At 70.5% G+C, this 19,924-nt stretch carries 16 protein-coding genes; 9 read left to right on the top strand and 7 right to left on the bottom strand.

The genetic code is table 11. The annotated features are described in order from the left end of the window. The first annotated feature begins 196 nt into the window (after positions 1-196). The 4 genes from I6N91_RS09220 to I6N91_RS09205 all read left to right on the top strand — a co-directional run bounded on the left by I6N91_RS09220 (position 197) and on the right by I6N91_RS09205 (position 4,848). The gene (locus I6N91_RS09220; RefSeq protein WP_307843300.1) at positions 197-1,471 is read left to right on the top strand and encodes a sugar ABC transporter substrate-binding protein; all 1,275 of its coding nucleotides are present in this window, start codon (positions 197-199) and stop codon (positions 1,469-1,471) included. 94 nt (positions 1,472-1,565) lie between these two features. Beyond that, positions 1,566-2,453 (top strand): carbohydrate ABC transporter permease, encoded by an 888-nt coding sequence (locus tag I6N91_RS09215; RefSeq protein ID WP_198812428.1) that lies wholly within the window; start codon positions 1,566-1,568, stop codon positions 2,451-2,453. A 38-nt stretch (positions 2,454-2,491) separates the two neighbouring features. After that, positions 2,492-3,337: a carbohydrate ABC transporter permease gene (locus I6N91_RS09210; RefSeq protein WP_374058938.1), complete on the top strand. Its 846-nt coding sequence runs from the start codon at positions 2,492-2,494 to the stop codon at positions 3,335-3,337. Further along, the gene (locus I6N91_RS09205) at positions 3,334-4,848 is read left to right on the top strand and encodes a glycoside hydrolase family 3 protein (RefSeq protein ID WP_198812284.1); all 1,515 of its coding nucleotides are present in this window, start codon (positions 3,334-3,336) and stop codon (positions 4,846-4,848) included. The genes I6N91_RS09210 and I6N91_RS09205 overlap by 4 nt, the downstream gene beginning before the upstream one ends. 145 nt (positions 4,849-4,993) lie before the next feature. On the opposite strand, the gene ligA is transcribed toward I6N91_RS09205, so the two are convergent. The 6 genes from ligA to I6N91_RS09175 form a co-directional block, all read right to left on the bottom strand. After that, on the bottom strand, positions 4,994-7,333 hold the full coding sequence (ligA, locus tag I6N91_RS09200) for an NAD-dependent DNA ligase LigA (RefSeq protein WP_198812283.1): 2,340 nt from the start codon (positions 7,331-7,333) through the stop codon (positions 4,994-4,996). Between the two features lie 42 nt (positions 7,334-7,375). Then, positions 7,376-8,149 carry a PP2C family serine/threonine-protein phosphatase gene (locus I6N91_RS09195; protein ID WP_198812282.1) on the bottom strand — a complete coding sequence of 258 codons (774 nt, stop codon included), beginning with the start codon at positions 8,147-8,149 and terminating at the stop codon, positions 7,376-7,378. 160 nt (positions 8,150-8,309) lie between these two features. Then, positions 8,310-9,530, bottom strand: coding sequence for an adenylate/guanylate cyclase domain-containing protein (locus I6N91_RS09190; protein WP_233091673.1), 1,221 nt, complete (start codon positions 9,528-9,530; stop codon positions 8,310-8,312). Next, on the bottom strand, positions 9,527-10,153 hold the full coding sequence (locus tag I6N91_RS09185) for a PH domain-containing protein (protein ID WP_198812281.1): 627 nt from the start codon (positions 10,151-10,153) through the stop codon (positions 9,527-9,529). The genes I6N91_RS09190 and I6N91_RS09185 overlap by 4 nt, the downstream gene beginning before the upstream one ends. Before the next feature lie 97 nt (positions 10,154-10,250). Next, on the bottom strand, positions 10,251-11,144 hold the full coding sequence (locus I6N91_RS09180; RefSeq protein WP_198812280.1) for a biotin--[acetyl-CoA-carboxylase] ligase: 894 nt from the start codon (positions 11,142-11,144) through the stop codon (positions 10,251-10,253). Positions 11,145-11,181: 37 nt separating this feature from the next. Further along, a complete protein-coding gene (locus tag I6N91_RS09175; RefSeq protein WP_198812279.1) occupies positions 11,182-12,063 on the bottom strand; it encodes an NAD(P)-dependent oxidoreductase in 882 nt (293 codons plus the stop codon). Between the two features lie 254 nt (positions 12,064-12,317). Here I6N91_RS09175 and I6N91_RS09170 point away from each other — a divergent pair, with 254 nt between their 5' ends. Then, positions 12,318-13,901, top strand: coding sequence for an acyl-CoA carboxylase subunit beta (locus I6N91_RS09170; RefSeq protein WP_198812425.1), 1,584 nt, complete (start codon positions 12,318-12,320; stop codon positions 13,899-13,901). Beyond that, positions 13,898-14,116 carry an acyl-CoA carboxylase subunit epsilon gene (locus I6N91_RS09165; RefSeq protein WP_198812278.1) on the top strand — a complete coding sequence of 73 codons (219 nt, stop codon included), beginning with the start codon at positions 13,898-13,900 and terminating at the stop codon, positions 14,114-14,116. Before I6N91_RS09170 ends, I6N91_RS09165 begins: the two co-directional genes overlap by 4 nt. A gap of 30 nt (positions 14,117-14,146) precedes the next feature. On the opposite strand, the gene I6N91_RS09160 is transcribed toward I6N91_RS09165, so the two are convergent. Then, on the bottom strand, positions 14,147-15,403 hold the full coding sequence (locus I6N91_RS09160; RefSeq protein ID WP_198812277.1) for a serpin family protein: 1,257 nt from the start codon (positions 15,401-15,403) through the stop codon (positions 14,147-14,149). A 217-nt stretch (positions 15,404-15,620) separates the two neighbouring features. On the opposite strand from I6N91_RS09160, the gene I6N91_RS09155 reads away from it, so the two are divergent. The 3 genes from I6N91_RS09155 (at position 15,621) to I6N91_RS09145 (ending at position 19,921) form a co-directional block, all read left to right on the top strand. Next, the gene (locus I6N91_RS09155; RefSeq protein WP_307843315.1) at positions 15,621-17,270 is read left to right on the top strand and encodes a DUF885 domain-containing protein; all 1,650 of its coding nucleotides are present in this window, start codon (positions 15,621-15,623) and stop codon (positions 17,268-17,270) included. Positions 17,271-17,336: 66 nt separating this feature from the next. Next, positions 17,337-17,969: a nucleoside triphosphate pyrophosphatase gene (locus I6N91_RS09150; RefSeq protein WP_198812275.1), complete on the top strand. Its 633-nt coding sequence runs from the start codon at positions 17,337-17,339 to the stop codon at positions 17,967-17,969. A gap of 119 nt (positions 17,970-18,088) precedes the next feature. After that, positions 18,089-19,921 carry a biotin carboxylase N-terminal domain-containing protein gene (locus tag I6N91_RS09145; protein WP_198812274.1) on the top strand — a complete coding sequence of 611 codons (1,833 nt, stop codon included), beginning with the start codon at positions 18,089-18,091 and terminating at the stop codon, positions 19,919-19,921. Positions 19,922-19,924: the final 3 nt, after the last annotated feature.

The raw sequence follows: 19,924 nt of genomic DNA, 5'->3' as shown, positions 1-19,924 counted from the left end.
TGTTTTCGGGCACGATTCCCGCGCCGGCCGGCCGGTCCCCGACGGCTCCAGGTCCGGGACCCCCGCGGGGGTGGCAGCGGACCCACGCGGCGTGTCTGGAAATCAGTTACGTTGACTTAGCCCGTGATGGAGATTACTTTCACACTAGAGGCCGTGGCGCATGCCACCGCCCCAGCCGCGATGGAGGGGACAGCAAGTGAGAAAGCTCAAGCGTTCAATGGCCGTGACTGCAGTGGCAGCACTGGCGCTGACAGCATGTGGAAACGGCGGCGGTTCCGACGCCGAGGGCGAGACGCTCAGCGTCTGGATCATGGAGGGGACGAACCCCGACGCCGAAAGCTTCTTTCAGGGAGTGAAATCCGAGTTCAAGGAAGAGACCGGCGCCACCCTCGATGTGCAGTTCGTCCAGTGGGCCGAGGCCCACGACAAGTTTGTCACGTCCATCGCCGGGAACACGACGCCGGACGTCGCCGAAACCGGAAGCACGTGGACCGCCGAGTTCGCCGAAGCCGGCGCGCTGGCCCCGCTCGACGAGCAGATCGAGAAGGCCGGGCTGAAGGACGACCTCGTCGAAGGCCTGGTCGAGGCCGGCACCCTCGAGGACAGCCTCTACGGCATGCCCTGGTACGCCGGGGTCCGCTCCGTCGTGTACCGCAAGGACATCTTCGAAAAGCACGGCCTGACCCCGCCCACCTCCTGGGACGGGCTGCGCGAGGCCGGCCTCGCCCTGAAGGAGGCCGAGCCCGACATGACGCCGTTCGCCGTCCCCGGAGACTCCGCCTACCTGGCCTACCCCTTCATCTGGGGCGCGGGTGCCGAGCTCGCCGAACAGGAGGGCGACACCTGGTCCTCGGGCCTTGACTCCCCCGAAGCCCGCGAAGGCGTGAAGTTCTACACCGACCTCGCCGTCAAGGACGGCCTGTCCTCCGCCGGGGCCACCACCTGGAACGAGAAAGACGTGCTCGACAACTTCGTCAAGGGCAACCTCTCAATGGCCACCATGGGGTCCTGGGCGATGCCGGCGATCCTCGAGCAGAACCCCGACCTCGAGGGCAAGATCGGGGCCTTCCCGATCCCCGGCCCCGAGTCCGGCTACAGCCCCTCCTTCCTGGGCGGCTCCCACCTGAGCGTGTTCGAGGGATCCAAGAAGCAGGAACTGGCCTGGAAGTTCGTCGAGATGATGACCACCGGCGAGACGGCGGCCGAGTGGGCCGAACAGACCAACTACTTCCCCGGCCAGGCCTCCCTGCTCGAGGAAGCGGCCAAGTCCGACGACCCGCTGGTCAAGCCGTTCGCCACCCAGATGGTCGAAGCCGGAACCTCGGTTCCTGTCGCTCCGGGCTGGGGCGCCGTCGAGGCGAAGAAGACCGTCCCGGCGATGATCCAGTCAATTCTCTCGGGCGACAAGAGCGTCGACCAGGCGACCGAAGACGCCGCCACCGAAATCGAAGAACTGCTGAACGGAAAGTAATTCTTTGACCACCCCCACCAAGGCTGGAGCTGCACGCCCGGCACCGCGTGCGGCCACTGGCCCGACCCCACCCCAGCGCCGCGGGCCCGGCAGGCTGCGCCTGTCGACAGCCCGGCCGTGGCTGCTCCTGGCCCCGGCCCTCGCAGTGCTCGCCGTGCTGCTGCTGTGGCCGCTCGCCCGCGTCCTGCTCATCTCCTTCCAGGACTACGGGCTGCGCGAGATCGTCAGCGGACGCTCGAACTACATCGGCTTCGCCAACTACGCCGAGGTCTTCGCGGACCCGGCGCTCTGGACGGTCGTCCTTCCCAACACCGTGGGATTCGCTGTGGCCGCCGTGGGCGGAACCGTGATCCTCGGCACCCTGGTGGCCCTGCTGCTGGCCAGCCTGGACCGCGTCTGGCGCACCATCGTCAGCAGCGCCGTCATGGTGGCCTGGGCGATGCCCGCGGTGACCGGCACCTATGTGTGGATCTGGATCTTCGACGCCGACCGCGGCATCGTCAACCAGTTCCTTCAGGGCGTGGGCCTGCTCGATGAACCGCACAACTGGTTCACCGACCGCTGGTCCTTCTACGCCGTCGTCCTGGTCAACATCATCCACCACGGCTTCCCATTCGTGGCGATTACGGTGCTGGCCGGCCTGCTCGGGGTCTCCAAGGAGATGCTCGAGGCGGCAACCGTCGACGGCGCCGGCGCCGTCCGCCGCTTCTTTTCGATCACCTTCCCCACCCTTCGGCCCGTCTTCGCGGTCGTGGTGATCCTCTCCACCATCTGGGACTTCAAGGTGTTCGCGCAGATCTACCTCCAGCCCGGCGGATCGGGCTCGAACCGCTCAGTGTTCAACCTCGGCGTGTGGTCCTACGTGGAGTCGTTCGCCCAGAACCGGTACGGGTTCGGCTCGGCCATCGCCGTGCTGCTCACCGTCCTGCTGCTGGCCATCAGCGTCGTCTATGTCCGCACGCTGTTCAAGGAGGAAAAGTGAAAGCACCCCCGGCACCCTCCGCGCCGGACGCCGTGCGCATCCCGGCCTGCCGGCCCCGCAGCCGCCGGGCACGGTGGACGCTCGCCTGGAAGGCGGCCGCCGTCGCTGCGCTGCTGCTGTTCACCCTCTTCCCGACCTACTGGATGATCAGCAGCGCCTTCGACGGGCGCGCCACGGGCGGGGCCCAGTCGCTGTTCCCCGCCGAGCCGACGCTTGAGAACTTCAGCTATGTCCTCTCCGAGGCGGGCTTTGGCACCTTCCTTCGCAACTCCGCCATCGTGGCGGTGTCAACGGTGGTGCTGTCCGGGATCCTCGCCCTCTTCGCCGCCGTCGCCGTCGCACGGTTCCGGTTCCGGTTCCGCACCGGAATCCTCATGCTGATCCTGATCATCCAGATGGTGCCGCTGGAGGCCCTGGTGATCCCGCTGTTCATCCAGGTGCGGGACCTGCAGCTGCTCAACTCCTTCCTGGGCCTGATCATCGTCTATGTGGCGTTCTCCCTCCCATTCGCCATCTGGATGCTCCGCGGCTTCGTGGCGGCGGTGCCCGTCGAGCTCGAGGAGGCCGCGTACATCGACGGCGCCAGCTGGGGCCGCATGTTCTGGTCGGTGCTGCTGCCCCTGGTGGCGCCCGGCCTGGTGGCCACCAGCGTGTTCGCCTTCATCATCGCGTGGAACGAATTCATCTTTGCCCTGACTTTCATGGACAGCCCCGCCACCTACACGGTCGCCGTGGGCCTCCAGCAGTTCTTCGGCGAGAACTCCAACGAGTGGGGCTACGTGATGGCCGGCTCCACCCTGATCACCCTGCCGGTGATGATCTTCTTCATCCTCGTCCAGCGCCGGCTCAGCGGCGGCCTGGTCTCCGGGGCGGTGAAGGGGTGAACGCCGCCGACCGCCTCCGCCTGGTCAACAGCGTCATCCTTCCCGGGTTCCTGGGCACCAGCCTGCCCGCCTGGCTGGAGGAGGCGCTGCAGCACGGGCTGGGCGGCGTCGTGTACTTCAGCCAGAACATCGACCCGGGTTCGCCGGGTGCGGTCGGCCGGCTCTCGGAGGCGGTCCTGGCCGCCAACCCGCTCGCGGTCATCGGCATCGACGAGGAGGGCGGCAATGTGACCCGCCTCCAGTCCGCCGCCGGCTCGAGCATCCCCGGCGCCGCCGTCCTTGGCGTCCTGGACGACACCGGGCTCACCGAGGACGCCGGCCGCGACATCGGCGTCCTCGCCCGCGCCGCCGGGGTGAACCTGGTGCTGGCCCCGGTCGCGGATGTGAACACCAATCCGCTCAACCCCATCATCGGGGTGCGGTCCTTCGGGGCGGACACCGCCCGCGTCTCCGCGCACACGGCGGCGTTGGTCCGCGGCCTGCAGTCAGCGGGCATCGGGGCCTGCGCCAAGCACTTCCCCGGCCACGGCGACACCAGCACCGACTCCCACCTCGAACTGCCGCGGGTGGGGCTGAGCCTCGAGGAGATGCGCCGGGACCACCTGCCGCCGTTCGCGGCCGCGGTGGAGCAGGGTGTGGCTGCGGTGATGAGCGCCCACATCGTCATCCCGGAGCTCGGCGAACTGCCCGCGACCCTCAACCCCGCCGCCGTCGACCTGCTTCGGGAACTCGGCCACGACGGGCTTCTGGTCACCGACGCCCTCGACATGGCGGCGGTCCGCGCCGGGGTCGGATCCGGCCCGGGCGCGGTGCTGGCGCTGAAGGCCGGGGCCGACCTGCTGTGCGTCGGCAATCCGTCGAACCTCGGGCCCAAGGCCGGCAGCACCTTGGACGAGGACGACTACCTCGAGGTGCGCGGGGCGCTCCTGGCCGCCCTCGACGACGGCACCCTGACGGCCGCCTCCTTCGAGGCGGCCGCCCGGCGCATCCGGCGCTTCGCGGAGGCGGCGCGGCAGGCCCGCGCCGGGGCACCGGATCCGACCGGCGCTCCGGCGGCCTCCGGGCGGGACTGGGTGGAGGCCGCAGGGCGCGCTCTCACCGGCGTCCTGCCGTCCTGGTCCCGGAACGGTACGACGGCGGACCCGGTCCAGCTCCTGGACGGCCGCGGCCGTGCCAATATCGCTGCGGGCCCACTCAGCGACGTATTCTCCGCGGCCCTCGCCCGGCGCGCCGCCGTCCAGCGGTCTACCCTTCCGGGCCCGGCCGGGACGGCGGACCTGATCGGCTCGCTCGGCCTGACGCCGGGGAGCCGGGTGGTGGTGCTGACCGACGATCTCTCCCCCGGCAGCGTCCAGCTCGCGGCCGCCCGGGCGGTTTACTCCCTGCTGCCCGGGGCGGCGTGGGTCCACACCGGAACCGTGCCGGCCGGCGGACGGGATCTCCCGGCCGTGTACACCCACGGCACCTCGCGGGCCACCGCCGAGGCGCTCGCGGCCCGGCTGCTCGGCTGAGGGCGGGCGCCCCCACACATCCCCCCGCCCCCGCTCCCCCGCCGAAACTGCAGCTCACCACGCTTTCCCGCGTCGAAAGCGTGGTGTGCTGCCAACTCGACAGGAATACACGAAGCCGAAGGGTGGTGTGCTGCGCACCCGACGGTTAGTCTTCGGCCGGCTCCAGGGGCACATGCCGGGCGTCGGTGGCCGGATCAGCCGCGTCCAGACCTTCTGCTTGCTGACCATCCGCTTCAAGACCATCCGCTTCCGGGTCATCCGCACCCGGACCGCCGTCGTCGGCGCCGGCCAGGCCCGCGGGACCGTCGGCCAGCAGCCGGTCGAAGCCCTCCTCGTCCAGCACCGGAACGCCCAGCTGTTCGGCCTTGTCGAGCTTGGTGCCGGCGTTCTCCCCGGCGACCACATAGCTCGTATTCTTCGACACCGACCCCGAGGCCTTGCCGCCGCGCGTGATGATCGCTTCCTTCGCCTCGTCCCGGTTGTACCGCTCCAGGGAACCGGTGACGACGACGGTGAGGCCCTCGAGGGTGCGCGGCACCGACTCGTCCTGCTCGTCCTCCATCCGCACCCCGGCCGCGGCCCAGGAATCGACGATCTCCCGGTGCCAGTCCTCCTCGAACCACTCCTTCAGCGCGGCCGCGATGGTCGGGCCGACGCCGTCCACATGGGCCAGCTCCTCCTCGCCCGCGGCGCGGATGCGGTCCATCGACCCGAAGGCCGTGGCGAGCGCCCGCGACGCGGTGGGCCCGACGTGCCGGATGGACAGGGCCACGAGGACCCGCCACAGCGGCTGCTTCTTCGCCTTTTCGAGCTCCACGAACAGCTTGCGCGTGGTGGCGCTGGGCTCTGAGGGTTTCTTCGCCGTTCCCTTGGAGTAGAAGTAGGGAACCAGCTCGCGTCCCACCACCTCCCCCTTGACCTTCTTGTCCCGCTCGATCTTCACATCGGCGAGCATCTCCGGGGTCAGGTCGAAAATCTGTGCCTCGGTGGTGATCGGCGGCACCGCCGGCTCGGCGGGCCGGGTCAGGGCGATGGCCGCCTCCCAGCCGAGGGCCTCGATGTCGAACGCTCCCCGGCCGGCGAGGTGGAAGACACGCTCGCGCAGCTGTGAGGGGCAGGACCGGGCGTTGGGGCAGCGGATGTCGACGTCGCCCTCCTTCGCCGGCTGCAGGGGCGTTCCACAGGAGGGGCACTCGGTGGGCATGACGAAGTCGCGGACCGGGGGGTCTTGGCTGTCGCGCAGGGCGACCACGGGCCCCACGATCTCGGGGATGACGTCGCCGGCCTTGCGCAGGACGACGATGTCGCCGATCTTCACACCCTTGGCCTTGACCACCTCCTGGTTGTGGAGGGTGGCCATGCTGACCGTCGAGCCGGCCACCTTGACCGGTTCCATCAGCCCGAAGGGCGTCACCCGCCCGGTCCGGCCGACGTTGACGAGGATGTCGAGCAGCTTGGTGTTGACCTCCTCGGGCGGGTACTTGTAGGCGGTGCACCAGCGGGGCACCCGCGAGGTGTGACCGAGGGCCCGCTGCAGGGCGAAGCTGTCGACCTTCACCACGATGCCGTCGATCTCGTGGCGCAGCGAGTGCCGCTTGTCGCCGTAGCGTTCGATGAACCCGACGATGGCTTCCTCGTCGTCGAGCACTTCGGAATAGGGCGAGACCGGCAGGCCCCAGCGGCGCAGCAGCTCGTAGGTCTCGGACTGCGCCTCGGCGGTGAGGCCGGTGCGCGCACCGATGCCGTGCATGTAGGCGTCGAGCGGACGCTCGGCCGTCAGGGCCGGATCCTTCTGCCGCAGGGAACCGGCGGCGGCGTTCCGCGGGTTGGCGAAGGGCGCCTTGCCGGCGGCGACCATACGCTCGTTGAGGGCGGCGAAGTCCTTGGAGGGGATGAACACCTCGCCGCGGACCTCGACCTCTTCGGGTACGTCGTCCCCGGTGAGCTGCCGCGGGATGGAGGCGATGGTGAGGACGTTGTGGGTGATGTCCTCGCCGGTGACGCCGTCCCCGCGGGTGGCGGCGCGCACCAGTTCCCCGTTGCGGTAGAGCAGGTTGACGGCCAGGCCGTCGATCTTCAGTTCGGTGAGCCAGCGGACGCTGCTGCCCGGGCTGCGCTGTTCGATGCCGGCCAGGGCGCGCCGGAGCCAGACGGTGAGCTCTTCGAGGGAGAAGACGTCCTCGATGCTGTACATGCGCTGGAGGTGCTCCACGGGCGCGAAGGCCGAGGAGACGTCCCCGCCGACCTCCTGGGTCGGGGAGTCGTTGGAGACCAGCTCCGGATGCAGTGCCTCGATGGTTTCGAGCCGGCGGAACAGTTCGTCGAACTCGGCGTCGGAGACTGTCGGGGCGTTCTCCTGGTAGTACGCGTACCGGTGGGCGCGGATGGCGTCGGCGAGGTTCCGGTATTCCTCGCGGAGGTCTTCGCTGGGAGTGCCGTCCGCGGGGCCGGTGGTGCTGAGCGCGTCTTCTGTTCCTGAGGTCACCGTCCCATCTTGCCCTAAGGCCGCCGGGCGTTCTAGCGCGGCTCAGGGCGCCGCCGGGACTCCCGTGGCGTCGATGACGATGACCGAGACGTTGTCCCGGGCACCGGAGCGCAGGGTGGCCTCGATGAGGGTGTCGGCCGCCTCCTGGGGGTCCGCGACGGTCGCGAGGAACCCGCAGATCTCTTCGTCCGTGAGTTCACCGCTGAGCCCGTCGGAGCACACGAGGATCCGGTCCCCCTCCTCCACAGGCAGCAGCCAGAAGTCCGGTTCGGCGTCGTCGCCCGTGCCCAAGGCGCGGGTAACCACATGCCGGCGCGGGTGCGTGCGGGCCTGCTCCTCGGTGATCTGCCCGGTGTCGACAAGTTCCTGGACCTCGGAGTGGTCGACGGTGATCTGGCCGAACTGTCCCTGGCTCAGGCGGTAGGTGCGGGAGTCTCCGACATTGAAGAAGAGCCAGTGGGGGGTGCCGGCCGCCTCGACGAGCACCACGCCGCTGAGGGTGGTTCCGGCGCGTCCGCTGGTCTCCTGCCGGATACGCGCATCGGCCTCCTGCACCAGCTCGTCGAGGTCCTCCGCGGTGAGCCGGGGCAGCCGGGTGCCGGCGATCGCGCTCATGCCGAGGGTCTGCACGCAGAGGCCACTGGCCACCTCCCCCGCCTCGTGGCCGCCCATTCCGTCGGCGACGGCGAAGATGGGGTCCGCCGCGATCAGCGAGTCCTCGTTGTTGTCGCGGCGCAGCCCGGTGTGCGTGGCGTACCCGCACACCACGCGCAGGCCCTGGCCCGCGTCAGCGGGAACCTCGATCGAACCGCTCATCGAGCCGCCCCGGGCAGCAGCCGACCGGTGCGGAGAGCGGGGAGCGGGTGCCTGCCCGCGGGGATGTTCAGCTGGTCGGTCATCTGTCCATTCTGCACTGGAGTGCGGTAGGTCACCAGCGGAGGCTGTGCCGGGCGCCGTCGTGCGGTCGGGCGGGTGCTCAGTCGAGCACCAGTCCGCTGCCGGTCCCCCGCGCCAGGGTCACCGGGTGGACCTCCCCGAAACCGCGCACGGTGCGGGCCTGCTGCGGAATCAGGACAAACTTCTCATTGCCGCCGAGGGTGGAGGCGGTCATGGCGTCGATGAGCACGGTGCCCGGTTCCGCCAGCGACGTCAGCCGTGCGGCAAGGTTGACCGTGGGACCGTAGATGTCGCCGAGGCGGGAGAGGATCCTGCCCCACACCATGGAGACCCGGGCCGAGGGCAGCAGGTCGTCTTCGGTGAAGGCCTTGGCGAGGGCCAGGGAGATCTCCGCGCCGGCCTCGGGCGATTCGGCGATGTAGAGGACTTCATCGCCGATGGTCTTCACCAGCCGGCCGCCGCCGACCGAGATGATCTCGGCGCACTTGTTCTCGAACCGCTGCACCAGCTGGGCGAGGGTGCGCTCGTTCATCTGCCGGGACAGGCTGGTGTAGGACACCAGGTCCGCGAATCCGACGGCGCGCGCCAGCGGCAGGGGTGCGTCGTCCTCGTCCCCGTCCCGGCCCTCCTCGCTCGCCCGCAGGCCCGACTCGGCCCGGAGGGCCAGGCGCTGGACGGCGGCGTTCATCTGGCGCCGCCACGCGTACACCAACATCTTCTCGAGGGGCTCGATCAGGTCGGGGAGCTCCGAGACCAGCGCCTTGCGGGCGACGGCGTCGGGGATGCCGCGCTGGACGACCATCTCCTCGACGATGGCCTCGATCTGCCACACCACCATGCGGTCGGTCATCTGGCCGACCGCCCGGGTGATGGAGATGGCGGCGTCCTCGGTGAGCTGTTCCTGCCGGACCAGTTCGATGATGGTCGTCAGCGCTTCCTTGTCCTTCTCGGTGAAGGCGACATCCTCGTCCCCGATATTGGGGAAGCCCATGGCGCGCCAGAGCTTGCGGGCCGACAGCAGGGAGACCCCGGCGCGGGCGGCCACCTCGCGCCGGCGCAGGGTGCGTTCCGCCCCGAGGAGTTCAATCTCCAGCGCCCGGATCGCTTCGCGGTGAGGGTCGGCGGAGGCGGAAGCGGGCGCGGGCGCGGGTGCGGGCACAGGGGCGGGTGCGGGGTCCGGGCGTTCACCGGGGTGCCCGTTCGATCCGGGCAGTTCCTGCGGCTGCCACACGGCCTTGGGCGCCGGGGGCACGGCGGTGTCCGCGTCGGCGTCGGCGTCGGGACGGCTTGCGGTGGTCATACCGCCCCCCTCCAGGCCCCTCCGGGGCCCTCCTGCCGTGCTTCCGGATGCGCGGACTGCCCCTGGTCCGGCCACTGGTCCGGTCCGGGCTGACCCATCATGGCACGGCCGTTGAAGAGTGCCGACTGCGGGAGCTGTCCGATCGCTTCGGCGACGTGGTCCCTGAACACGTCGGCGCAGGGCACGTCGCGGTAGCTGACCGAGCGGCCGAACCCCAGGTCGAGGGTGAGCGTTCCGCTGCCGAAAGGCCGCTGCACCAGGGACTGTGTCACCCCCACCTGGTGGACGGCGGCCAGCGGCACCTCGTACAGGCTCCGCTTGGTCATCCCGCGGCGGTGGATGAGCCGGTGGCTGGTGAGGATATAGCGGCCGGCCAGCCAGCGCAGCAGCGGGCGGAGGAACATCCTCAGCAGCAGCAGGGCGCCGCCGACGGCCGCCACCGTGACGAGCAGGGGCTGCCACTGCTGCAGCTCCGGCGGCACCGCGGCGCGGCTGAGCCAGCCCAGGGCGTAGCCGCCGGCGGTGAGCACGACCAGGGCACCGATCGACGGCCACACAAGGCTCCGCGGGGTGGCCCGCGTCCGGGTGAGGACCTGCTCGCCGGGGGCGAGTTTCACCTTCATCGCGACGGCCCCGGGGCGGCGCTCACGCCGGAGGCGTGCGCGGCGGCGGGCACGTTCCCGCCCAGGCCGCGCGGCCGTCCGGAGCTGGCTGACGGCGTCATCCGGCGTCCTGATCCGCGGGCCGCAGGTGCACGATGTCGCCGACGGAGACGGTGTGCCGCCCGCCGTCGTCGTCGCGCATCACGAGCCCGCCGCGCTCATCGAGCGCCAGCGCGTGGCCGGTCAGTTCACGGCCGCCGGGAAGTTCCGCCCGGACGGCCCGCCCGAGGGTGTGCATGCGCCCGGAAACCGCTTCGGCGAGGGTGCTCCCGTCCGCGAGGGTGGCGGAGGCGTCGCCGTCGACGGCGCAGAAGGCCGCGTAGCGGGCGGCGAAGGTGCGCAGGAAGGACTTCAGGAGGATATTGCGGTCCGTGGTGCCCGCATACTCAAGCAGCAGGGAGGTGGCGGTGGGCACCGGCAGTTCCGAATCGGTGAGGCTGACATTGAGCCCGACCCCCACCACCAGGGCCGGCGGCGAGCCGTTCGCTCCGGGAACGAACCGGGCGAGCACCCCCGCCAGCTTGCGGGAATCGACGATGACATCGTTGGGCCACTTCAGCTGCGGGCTCACCTCGGTGCGGTCCTCCACGCTCTCGGCCAGGGCCAGGGCGGCAAGCAGCGAAAGCCAGGAGTAGCTTTCCGTCGGGAGGGGCCTGCCGCCGGCGTTCACGGGCCGCAGCAGCAGGCTCACGATCAGGGAGGACCGCTCCGGGGCCACCCAGCTGCGGCCGAGCCGTCCGCGCCCCGCGCGCTGCATCTCCGCCGTCAGCACCGAAAGGTCCGGCCACTGCCCGGGTTCCAGCTCGGCCAGCCCGGCCAGATCGTCGTTCGTGGAGCCGGTCTCCTGAACCAGCTCCACTCGCGCATACGGTCCGGCCGGCGCGCACAGGGCCACCGACAGCGCCGCCGCGTCCAAACCGGGTCGCTCCAGGTTTGAGTAGCGGTTGGTCATGCCTCCGATTCTACCCAGCCGGGCAGCGCCCACCGGATCAAAGGAAAATGTCCTGGACGAGCCGGTCCTCCGGCGCACCCAGGCTGTAGGGGCGAAAGTCGCTCACTCCCTCCTCCCGGAGCACCTCCTCGTCGGTGAAGAAGTTGCCGGTGCAGCTGCGTGAGCTGCGCGAGAGCACCGCGTGTGCCGCGTCGGCGACGATCTCCGGGCGGCGGGCGGCCTGGACCAGGGTGCCGCCGCCTGGCATATTGCGGATCGCCGCAGTGTCGATCAGGGTCTTCGGCCACAGGGAGTTCACGGCGATGCCCTCCCCGCGCAGCTCCTCCGCCAGGCCGAGCGTGGTCAGGCTCATCCCATACTTGGCCAGGGTGTAGGCGAGGTGCGCGCCGGCCCACTTCGGGTCAAGGTTCAGCGGCGGGGACAGGGTAAGGATGTGCGGGTTGTCGGAGCGGCGCAGCGCGTCGAGTGAGAACTTGCTGAGCAGAAAGGTGCCGCGGACGTTGACGTCGGCCATCAGGTCGTACCGCTTCATGTCGACCTCGGGAGTGCGCGAGAGGTCGATGGCGGAGGCGTTGTTGATGACGGCGTCGATCCGGCCGAAGCGCTCGAGCGCGGCGTCGACAGCGCCGCGCACGTCCTCGTCGCGGCGGACGTCGCCGACGAGGGGCAGAGCAGTTCCGCCGGCCTCCTCGATGAGGCGCGCTGCGCTTGAGACGGTTCCCTCGAGCTTCGGGTGCGGCTCGCCGGTCTTGGCCAGGAGCACGATGTTCGCCCCGTCGCGGGCGGCACGCAGCGCGATCGCCAGGCCGATGCCCCGGCTCCCTCCCGACATCAGGAGGGTGCGTCCGCGCAGGGGTGCCTCCGGCGGGTCGGCGGCCGTCGTCGGGACTGGATTCTCTGCTGCGTTGCTGGCGGTCATGCGGCAAGAATACGCAGGAGGGAGCGCGGCACCGGCTGCGACGCACCGAATGTTACCGACCGGTAACCCGAGGGGTCGGACTAAGTGTTCGCGCCGGAACCTGTAGGAGTCCTACAGTCGGAGGGGCCCCTTGGCTCACTAGACTGGGACGGTCGCTCGTTTTTTTGGAGGATTCCTCACAAGGAGCCCTCCGGAGGCGGCCGCGCCAGACGCCCGCCCTACCCCCTGCACTCGGAGATTCAATGAAGCAAGACGTGGAACCCGACCTCAAGACGACCGCCGGCAAGCTCGCCGATTTCCGGCGCCGGCAGAGCCAGTCGCTGCTGCCTTCAGGCCCCGAGGCCGTTGAACGCCAGCACGCCCGCGGCAAGAACACGGCCCGCGAGCGCATCGACCTCCTCGTCGACCCCGGGTCCTTCGTCGAGTTCGACGCCCTGGCCGTCCACCGCTCGAACGCGTTCGGCATGGACAAGAAGCGGCCCCTCGGGGACGGCGTGGTCTCCGGCTACGCCACCGTCGACGGGCGCCTCATCGGGATCTACAGCCAGGACTTCACCGTCTTCGGCGGCTCCCTCAGCCAGGTCAACGGCGAGAAGATCGTCAAGGTCCAGGAGTTCGCGCTGCGCAACGGCTGCCCGGTGGTGGGCATCAACGACGGCGGCGGGGCCCGCATCCAGGAGGGCGTCGCCTCCCTGGCCATGTTCGCCGATATCTTCCGCAACAACGTCCATGCCTCCGGCGTCGTCCCCCAGATCTCCCTCATCCTCGGACCGTGCGCGGGCGGGGCCGCCTACTCGCCGGCCCTGACCGACTACGTGGTGATGGTGGACAAGACCTCCCACATGTTCATCACGGGCCCGGATGTCATCAAGACCGTCACCGGCGAGGACGTCGACATGGAGACCCTCGGCGGCGCACGCCAGCACAACACCACCACCGGCACCTCGACCTACCTCGCGGCAGACGAACAGGACGCCGTCGGCTTCGTGCGCGAACTGCTCGACTACCTCCCCTCGAACAACCTCGCCGAGGCCCCGCTCGGGGAGTTCACCGAAATGCTCGAGACGACGCTCGAGGACGAGGCGCTCGACACGCTGATCCCGGACTCCGCGAACCAGCCCTACGACATGCACGCCGTGATCGCCGCGATCGTCGACGACGGCCACTTCCTGGAGATGCAGGCGCTCTACGCGCCGAACGTACTCATCGGGTACGCCCGGGTGGAGGGCCACACCATCGGCATTGTCGCCAACCAGCCGATGCAGTTCGCCGGGACCCTCGACATCAATGCCTCAGAGAAGGCCGCCCGCTTCGTCCGCCACTGCGACGCCTTCAACATCCCCATCCTGACCCTCGTCGACGTGCCGGGCTTCCTGCCCGGCAAGGACCAGGAGTTCAACGGCATCATCCGCCGCGGCGCGAAGCTGCTCTACGCCTACGCCGAGGCGACCGTGCCCAAGGTGACGGTGATTACCCGCAAGGCCTACGGCGGGGCATACATCGTGATGGGCTCAAAGAAGCTCGGCGCGGACCTCAACCTGGCCTGGCCGACTGCGCAGATCGGCGTCATGGGCGCCCAGGGGGCCGTGAACATTCTCTACCGCGGCCACCTAAAGGCCGTCGCCGAGGCCGGCGGCGACGTCGAGGCGGCACGCGCCGAGGTCGTCCAGCAGTACGAAGAAGAGCTGCTCAACCCGTACCAGGCCGCGCAGCTTGGCTACGTCGACGCCGTCATCGCCCCCTCCGACACGCGGGTCCAGGTGGTCCGGGCGCTGCGGGCGCTGCGTGACAAGCGGGCCACCCTGCCCGCCAAGAAGCACGGGAACATCCCGCTGTGAGCACCGGCGCCCCGGAGGAGGAACCGTTGTTGCGCGTGGTGGCGGGGAACCCCACCGACGAAGAGGTGGCCGCGCTGACCGCCGTCGTCCTGGCCATGGCGGACTCAGGGGAATCCAACGACCGGCGGCACCCGGGCCGGGCGTGGCTGCGCCGGACCCTGCTGCGCCTGCACCCTCTGCCAGGGCCCGGCTCCTGGCGGCGCAGCGGCACGTAGGACCGCCGCCGCGTGCCCGGCGCCTGCCTGTCAGCGGGGGTCGGTGACGGTTCCGAGGAACAGGGGCAGGCCGGTGGCCTCGTGGAGCACTGCGTAGAGGAACGGCCGGTCGATCTCGACCACCAGTTCCGGATCGACCGGCACCGAGGTGGCCATCAGTTCGAACTGGGTCACCGCCGCGGCGACCGCCCCCTTCTCCCCCACGGTGATCGAGGCGGCCTGGGCCGCCGCTGAGACGGCCGCGTCGGGCTGGATGGCGGAAAGGTCAGGGGCGCCGCCAAGGGTTTCCCGCAGGCCGAGCCTGCGCAGCAGCGGCAGCAGGTCGAAGGCGCTGTCGGACTCCCAGCGCGGCAGGCCAAGCCCCAGGAAGACCTCGCCGGCTTCCTCCATCGCCTCTGCGACCTCAAGCAGCGCCTCCTCCGAGCACGCAGGCAGGGCGGGGCCGGGCCCGGCGTCGCCGTCGGCGAGCACGACCCGCAGCACGAACCCCTCGGTGTAGGGGACGTCGACCGCCACCCACCGGGGCCCGGCGGCATACCGGGCCGGGGTGCGGGTGTGCATTCGATCGACCGCCACGGTGGTGCCGTCGGGCAGCCGGAAGTCCTCGGGGTAGGTGCCGGACGGGTCAAAGGGCTCCGCCCAGGCGGCCGCGAAGTACGCGGTGTTGAGCAGCGTCAGGGTCGTCTCCGGGTTGTACTCGACGGGCGCCTCCGGCATGCGCCCGCCGGTGGCCTCCGACACCCAGCCGTTCAGCACCGCCTCCGTTGCGGGATCGGCGAAGTCAACGGGATACACGCCGGCGCCGGAATGGCGGGCCAGCGTGGCGAGGAAGGCGTCCCCGGTGGGCGTCCTCCGGTCCACGAACACGCCGTTGGCCAGGTGCAGCACCGGAACGGCAGGCGGCTCCTGCGCGTTCGCCGCCCCGGGGTCGCCATCGTAGGGTGCGAGCCGGGCCAGCAGGACCTCAAGATCCGGGCCGCTGCCCTCCGCCGGCAGGCCGAGGACGCCGTCGAGTTCGGCGGCCGTGCTTGACCCGGACCCGGCCCGCAGCATCAGCAGGGCGCACAGGGCACTGACCGGGCTGGTGACGACGTTCTTCCCGGGCGCTCCGGCCAGCAGCGCCGCGCCCAGCCGGTAGGCACTCCGGCGCAGGGCCTCCGGAACCGGCCCCGGCCGGTCGTCCCGTCCAGGGCGCCGGTCCTGAGCACGATCCTGTCCCTGGTCGTGGTCGTGGTCGTGGTCGTGGTCCTGAAAATTCCTCCGCGGGTCCCCCGCCGCCGTATTCATGCCCTCACCCTAGGGGTCTGGAGGAAGGGAAGGGTGCTTTCGCGCGGCGCCGCGCTGAGGCGCCCGGACCTGCCGCGGATATTTCGGCCGAACCGTAGCCCGGGGCAACGGACGGCGCTAGGCTCGGGCTGTGACCAACGAGACTCCCCCTGCCTCCACCCCTTCCACCCCGTCCTCCGGCTCCGGCGCCGACGGTGCCGCACGGCAGCCAACGGCCATCGATACCGTCGCGGAGACCTACACCGCGACCCTGACCCGCTTGGACCCCGGATTCGCCACGGTCCTCGGCGTCCCCGGCCGGGAGACCGAATTCCGGGACTACTCTCCGGCCGGCGTCGAGGCCTTCGCCGAGGCGGCCCGCTCCGCCCTGGCCGACCTCTCCGGACTTGAGCCGGTCGACGACGTCGACGCCGTCACCCTCGACGCGATGCGCGAACGCCTCGGGCTTGAACTGGAGATCCATGAGACCGGGGCGAACCTCTCCGAGCTCAACAACCTCGAAAGCCCCGCCCAGAACGTCCGGGCCATCTTCGACCTCATGCCGACGGCCACCGAGGAGCACTGGGCGCACATCGCCGGCCGCCTGTCGAACGTTCCGGCCGCCCTCTCGGGCTACATCACCTCCCTGCGCCGCGGACGGGAGCTGGGCCTGACCGCTGCCGCCCGCCAGATCGGCATCGTCATCGAGCAGGTCACCCGGTACGCCGAGGACGGCGGCTTCTTCGACAGCTTCGCCGCGGGCGCGGTGACGGACGACGGGCCGGTGACCGGGCCGCTCGCCGCAGAGCTGCGCAGCGGAGCCGAGGCCGCCCGCCAGGCCTACCGCGGGCTCGCCGCGTTCCTGCAGGAGGAGCTGCTGCCGGGTGCCCCCCAAAAGGACGCCGTCGGCCGTGAACGCTACGCCCTGATGTCTCGCCTGTTCCTCGGGTCCGCCGTCGACCTCGAGGAGACGTACCAGTGGGGTGTCGAGGAACTCGACCGCATCATCGCCGAACAGGAGGCGGTCGCCTCCGAGATCCGGCCCGGTGCCTCCATCGAAGAGGCCATCGCGGTCCTCGACGCCGATCCGGCCCGCCAGCTCCATGGCACCGACGCGCTGCGCGAGTGGATGCAGGAGCTGTCCGACGGCGCGGTGCAGGCCCTCGCCGGCGTGCACTTCGACATCCCCGACATCATGCGCACCCTCGAGTGCCGGATCGCCCCCACCCATGAGGGCGGCATCTACTACACCGGCCCGAGCGATGATTTCTCCCGGCCCGGACGCATGTGGTGGTCCGTGCCCGAGGGTGAGGACTCGTTCACCACCTGGAAGGAGACGACGACCGTCTACCACGAGGGCGTCCCCGGCCACCACCTCCAAGTCGCCACCGCCGTCTACCAGCGGCGGCTGCTGAACTCCTGGCGGCGCAACGCCGTCTGGGTCTCCGGCCAGGGCGAGGGGTGGGCGCTGTACGCCGAGCGCCTGATGCAGGAACTCGGCTTCCTCGACGATCCCGGCGACCGGCTCGGGATGCTCGACGCCCAGCGGATGCGTGCCGCCCGCGTGGTCTTCGACATCGGCGTCCACCTCGAACTCGAGGTGCCGCAGCGGTGGGGCTCGGGAACGTGGACCCCCGAGAAGGGCTACGAATTCCTCCGCAGCAACATCGCCATCAGCGAGGGCCAGCTGAACTTCGAGTTCAACCGGTACCTCGGCTGGCCCGGACAGGCGCCCGCCTACAAGGTGGGCCAGCGGCTCTGGGAGCAGATCCGCGACGAGGTCAAGGAACGCGAGGGCGCCGCCTTCGACCTGCGGGCCTTCCACACCCGGGCCCTCAACCTCGGGTCGGTGGGGCTGGACACGCTCCGCCGGGCGCTGCTGAGCTGACGCTCCGGGGCGGGCCGCCGCCCGCCCCGGTTCCCGGCCGGCCCGCCGCCTGCATAGGGTAGGGGAATGACTCCGCGCCTGATCCTCGCCTCGGCCTCCCCCGCCCGCACCAAACTCCTTCGGGAGGCCGGCATCCGGCACACCACCCTCGTCTCGGACGTCGACGAGGCCGCCGTCGCGGCCGGGTACGGGGAGCTCGACGCCTCCGACACGTCCCTGCTGCTCGCGCGCGCCAAAGCCGAAGCGGTCGCCTCCCTGCCCGAGGCCGGGGACGCCCTCGTGGTGGGGTGCGACTCCATCTTCGAATTCGAGGGTGAGGCGCACGGCAAGCCCTACGAGCCCGACGTCGCCCGCGCCCGGATCCGGCGCATGAGCGGCTCCTCCGGGGTGCTTCACACCGGGCACTGGCTGGTCGACAACCGGGAGGACGGTTCGGGTGCCACCATCGGCGGGGTCAACTCCGCCACCGTCCACTTCGGGGTGATGTCCGAGCAGGAGGTGGACGCCTACGTCGCCAGCGGAGAGCCCCTTCACTGCGCCGGCTCCTTCACCATCGACGGGCTGGGCGGTGCCTTCATCGAACGGATCGAGGGCGATCCGCACACGGTGGTCGGGCTGAGCATCTCCACTCTGCGCGCCCTGCTGGCCTCGGCGGGCGTCCCGGTGACCGACCTGTGGGAATCTGCGGACCGCGCCTGAGCGATTTGTAGGACCCCTACAAAGGAAGGGCCCGCAACACGCAACGACGGCACCGTTTATGGGCGGAATCAACAATTTGGCGCTAGGCTCCGATCAGACCCGAAGGAGCATTCCACCCCATGAGCACACCACCGCCAGGCACTGTCCCTGCGCCCCTGCCGCCCGCCGCCACCCCCGACGCCGTGTCCACTTCGGTGACGAAGGTGCTCGTCGCGAACCGCGGCGAAATCGCCGTCCGCGTCATCCGGGCCGCCCGCGACGAGGGCATCGCCTCGGTCGCTGTGTACGCGGATTCGGACCGGGAGGCTCTCCACGTGCGCCTCGCCGATGAGGCCTTCGCCCTGGGCGGGACCACCGCCGCCGAGTCCTACCTGGTGATGGACCGCATCCTTGATGCCGCCCGGCGCAGCGGCGCCGACGCCATCCACCCCGGCTACGGCTTCCTCTCCGAGAACGCCGACTTCGCCCGGCGCGTCCAGGAGGCAGGACTGACCTGGATCGGCCCGTCCCCGGACGCCATCTCCAAGCTCGGCGACAAGGTGCAGGCGCGCCACATCGCGGACAAGGTCGGCGCCCCGCTGGTCCCCGGCACGAAGGACCCCGTCGCCTCCGTCCAGGAGGTGCTCGACTTCGCCGACGAGTTCGGCCTGCCCGTCGCCATCAAGGCAGCCTTCGGCGGCGGCGGCCGCGGCATCAAGGTGGTCCGTGAGCGCGAGGAAATCCCCGAGCTCTACGATTCGGCGGTCCGTGAGGCGACCGCCGCCTTCGGCCGCGGCGAGTGCTTCGTCGAGCGCTTCCTCGATGCCCCCCGCCACGTCGAGACCCAGTGCCTGGCCGATGCGCACGGCAATGTCGTCGTCGTCTCCACCCGCGACTGCTCGCTGCAGCGCCGCAATCAGAAGCTGGTCGAGGAGGCGCCGGCGCCGTTCCTGACGCCGGACCAGAACAAGCGCCTCTACGAGGCCTCCAAGGCGATCCTGCGCGAGGCAAGTTACCAGGGTGCCGGCACCTGCGAGTTCCTCGTCGGCAAGGACGGCACCATCTCCTTCCTCGAGGTCAACACCCGGCTGCAGGTTGAGCACCCGGTCTCCGAGGAGGTCACCGGCATCGACCTGGTGCGCGAACAGTTCCGCATCGCCCGCGGTGAAGCCCTGGGCTACGGGGATCCCGAGGTGCGCGGCCACTCCTTCGAGTTCCGCATCAACGGCGAGGACGCCGGCCGGGGCTTCCTGCCCTCCCCCGGCACCGTCGAAACGCTGAAGCTGCCCACCGGCCCCGGCGTCCGCGTCGACTCCGGCGTGGAGCAGGGCGAGGTGATCGGAGGAAACTTCGACTCGATGCTGGCCAAGCTCATCGTCACCGGCGCCACCCGGGAGCAGGCCCTGCAGCGGGCCCGGCGCGCCATCGCCGAGATGGAGGTCGGCGGGATGCCCACCGTGCTTCCCTTCCACGCCGCGGTGGTCGCCGATCCGGCCTTCGCCCCCGCCGAGGGACCCTTCGCGGTCCACACCCGGTGGATCGAGACCGAGTTCGACAACCGGATCGAGCCGTGGGTCCCCACCGGCGCCGACCCGGCTCCTGAGGAATCCCGGCAGCGGGTCACCGTCGAGGTTGGCGGACGCCGCCTCGAGGTCGTCCTCCCGGCCGGGCTCGGCGCGGGCAACGGCCGGCCGCCCGCGGCGGCGGGCAAGCCCAAGAAGTCCCAGCGCCCCCGGGCGGGTGCGGCCGTCGCCAACGGCGACGACCTGACCTCGCCCATGCAGGGCACCATCGTCAAGGTCGCCGCCTCCGACGGTGACAAGGTGGCCGAGGGCGACCTCATCGTGGTCCTCGAGGCAATGAAGATGGAACAGCCGCTCACTGCCCACAAGTCAGGCACCCTGTCCGGCCTCTCCGCCGCCCCCGGGGACACCGTGTCGGCCGGGTCGGTCATCGCCGCCATCCGCTCCTAAGCG

This window comes from Arthrobacter sp. MSA 4-2 (genome assembly GCF_016405885.1).
Classification (GTDB): Bacteria; Actinomycetota; Actinomycetes; order Actinomycetales; family Micrococcaceae; genus Arthrobacter_D.
The sequence above is the reverse complement of the archived record's forward strand: the minus strand, read 5'-3'. Positions and strand labels throughout refer to the sequence as shown.

Bases quoted from the DNA above. Each gene is read 5' to 3' on its own strand.
- I6N91_RS09195 (WP_198812282.1), bottom strand. From the start codon at position 8,149: ATGAGCGGTTCGATCGAGGTTCCCGCTGACGCGGGCCAGGGCCTGCGC.
- I6N91_RS09190 (WP_233091673.1), bottom strand. From the start codon at position 9,530: ATGACCACCGCAAGCCGTCCCGACGCCGACGCCGACGCGGACACCGCC.
- I6N91_RS09185 (WP_198812281.1), bottom strand. From the start codon at position 10,153: ATGAAGGTGAAACTCGCCCCCGGCGAGCAGGTCCTCACCCGGACGCGG.
- I6N91_RS09180 (WP_198812280.1), bottom strand. From the start codon at position 11,144: ATGACCAACCGCTACTCAAACCTGGAGCGACCCGGTTTGGACGCGGCG.
- I6N91_RS09175 (WP_198812279.1), bottom strand. From the start codon at position 12,063: ATGACCGCCAGCAACGCAGCAGAGAATCCAGTCCCGACGACGGCCGCC.
- I6N91_RS09160 (WP_198812277.1), bottom strand. From the start codon at position 15,403: ATGAATACGGCGGCGGGGGACCCGCGGAGGAATTTTCAGGACCACGAC.
- I6N91_RS09150 (WP_198812275.1), top strand. From the start codon at position 17,337: ATGACTCCGCGCCTGATCCTCGCCTCGGCCTCCCCCGCCCGCACCAAA.
- I6N91_RS09145 (WP_198812274.1), top strand. From the start codon at position 18,089: ATGAGCACACCACCGCCAGGCACTGTCCCTGCGCCCCTGCCGCCCGCC.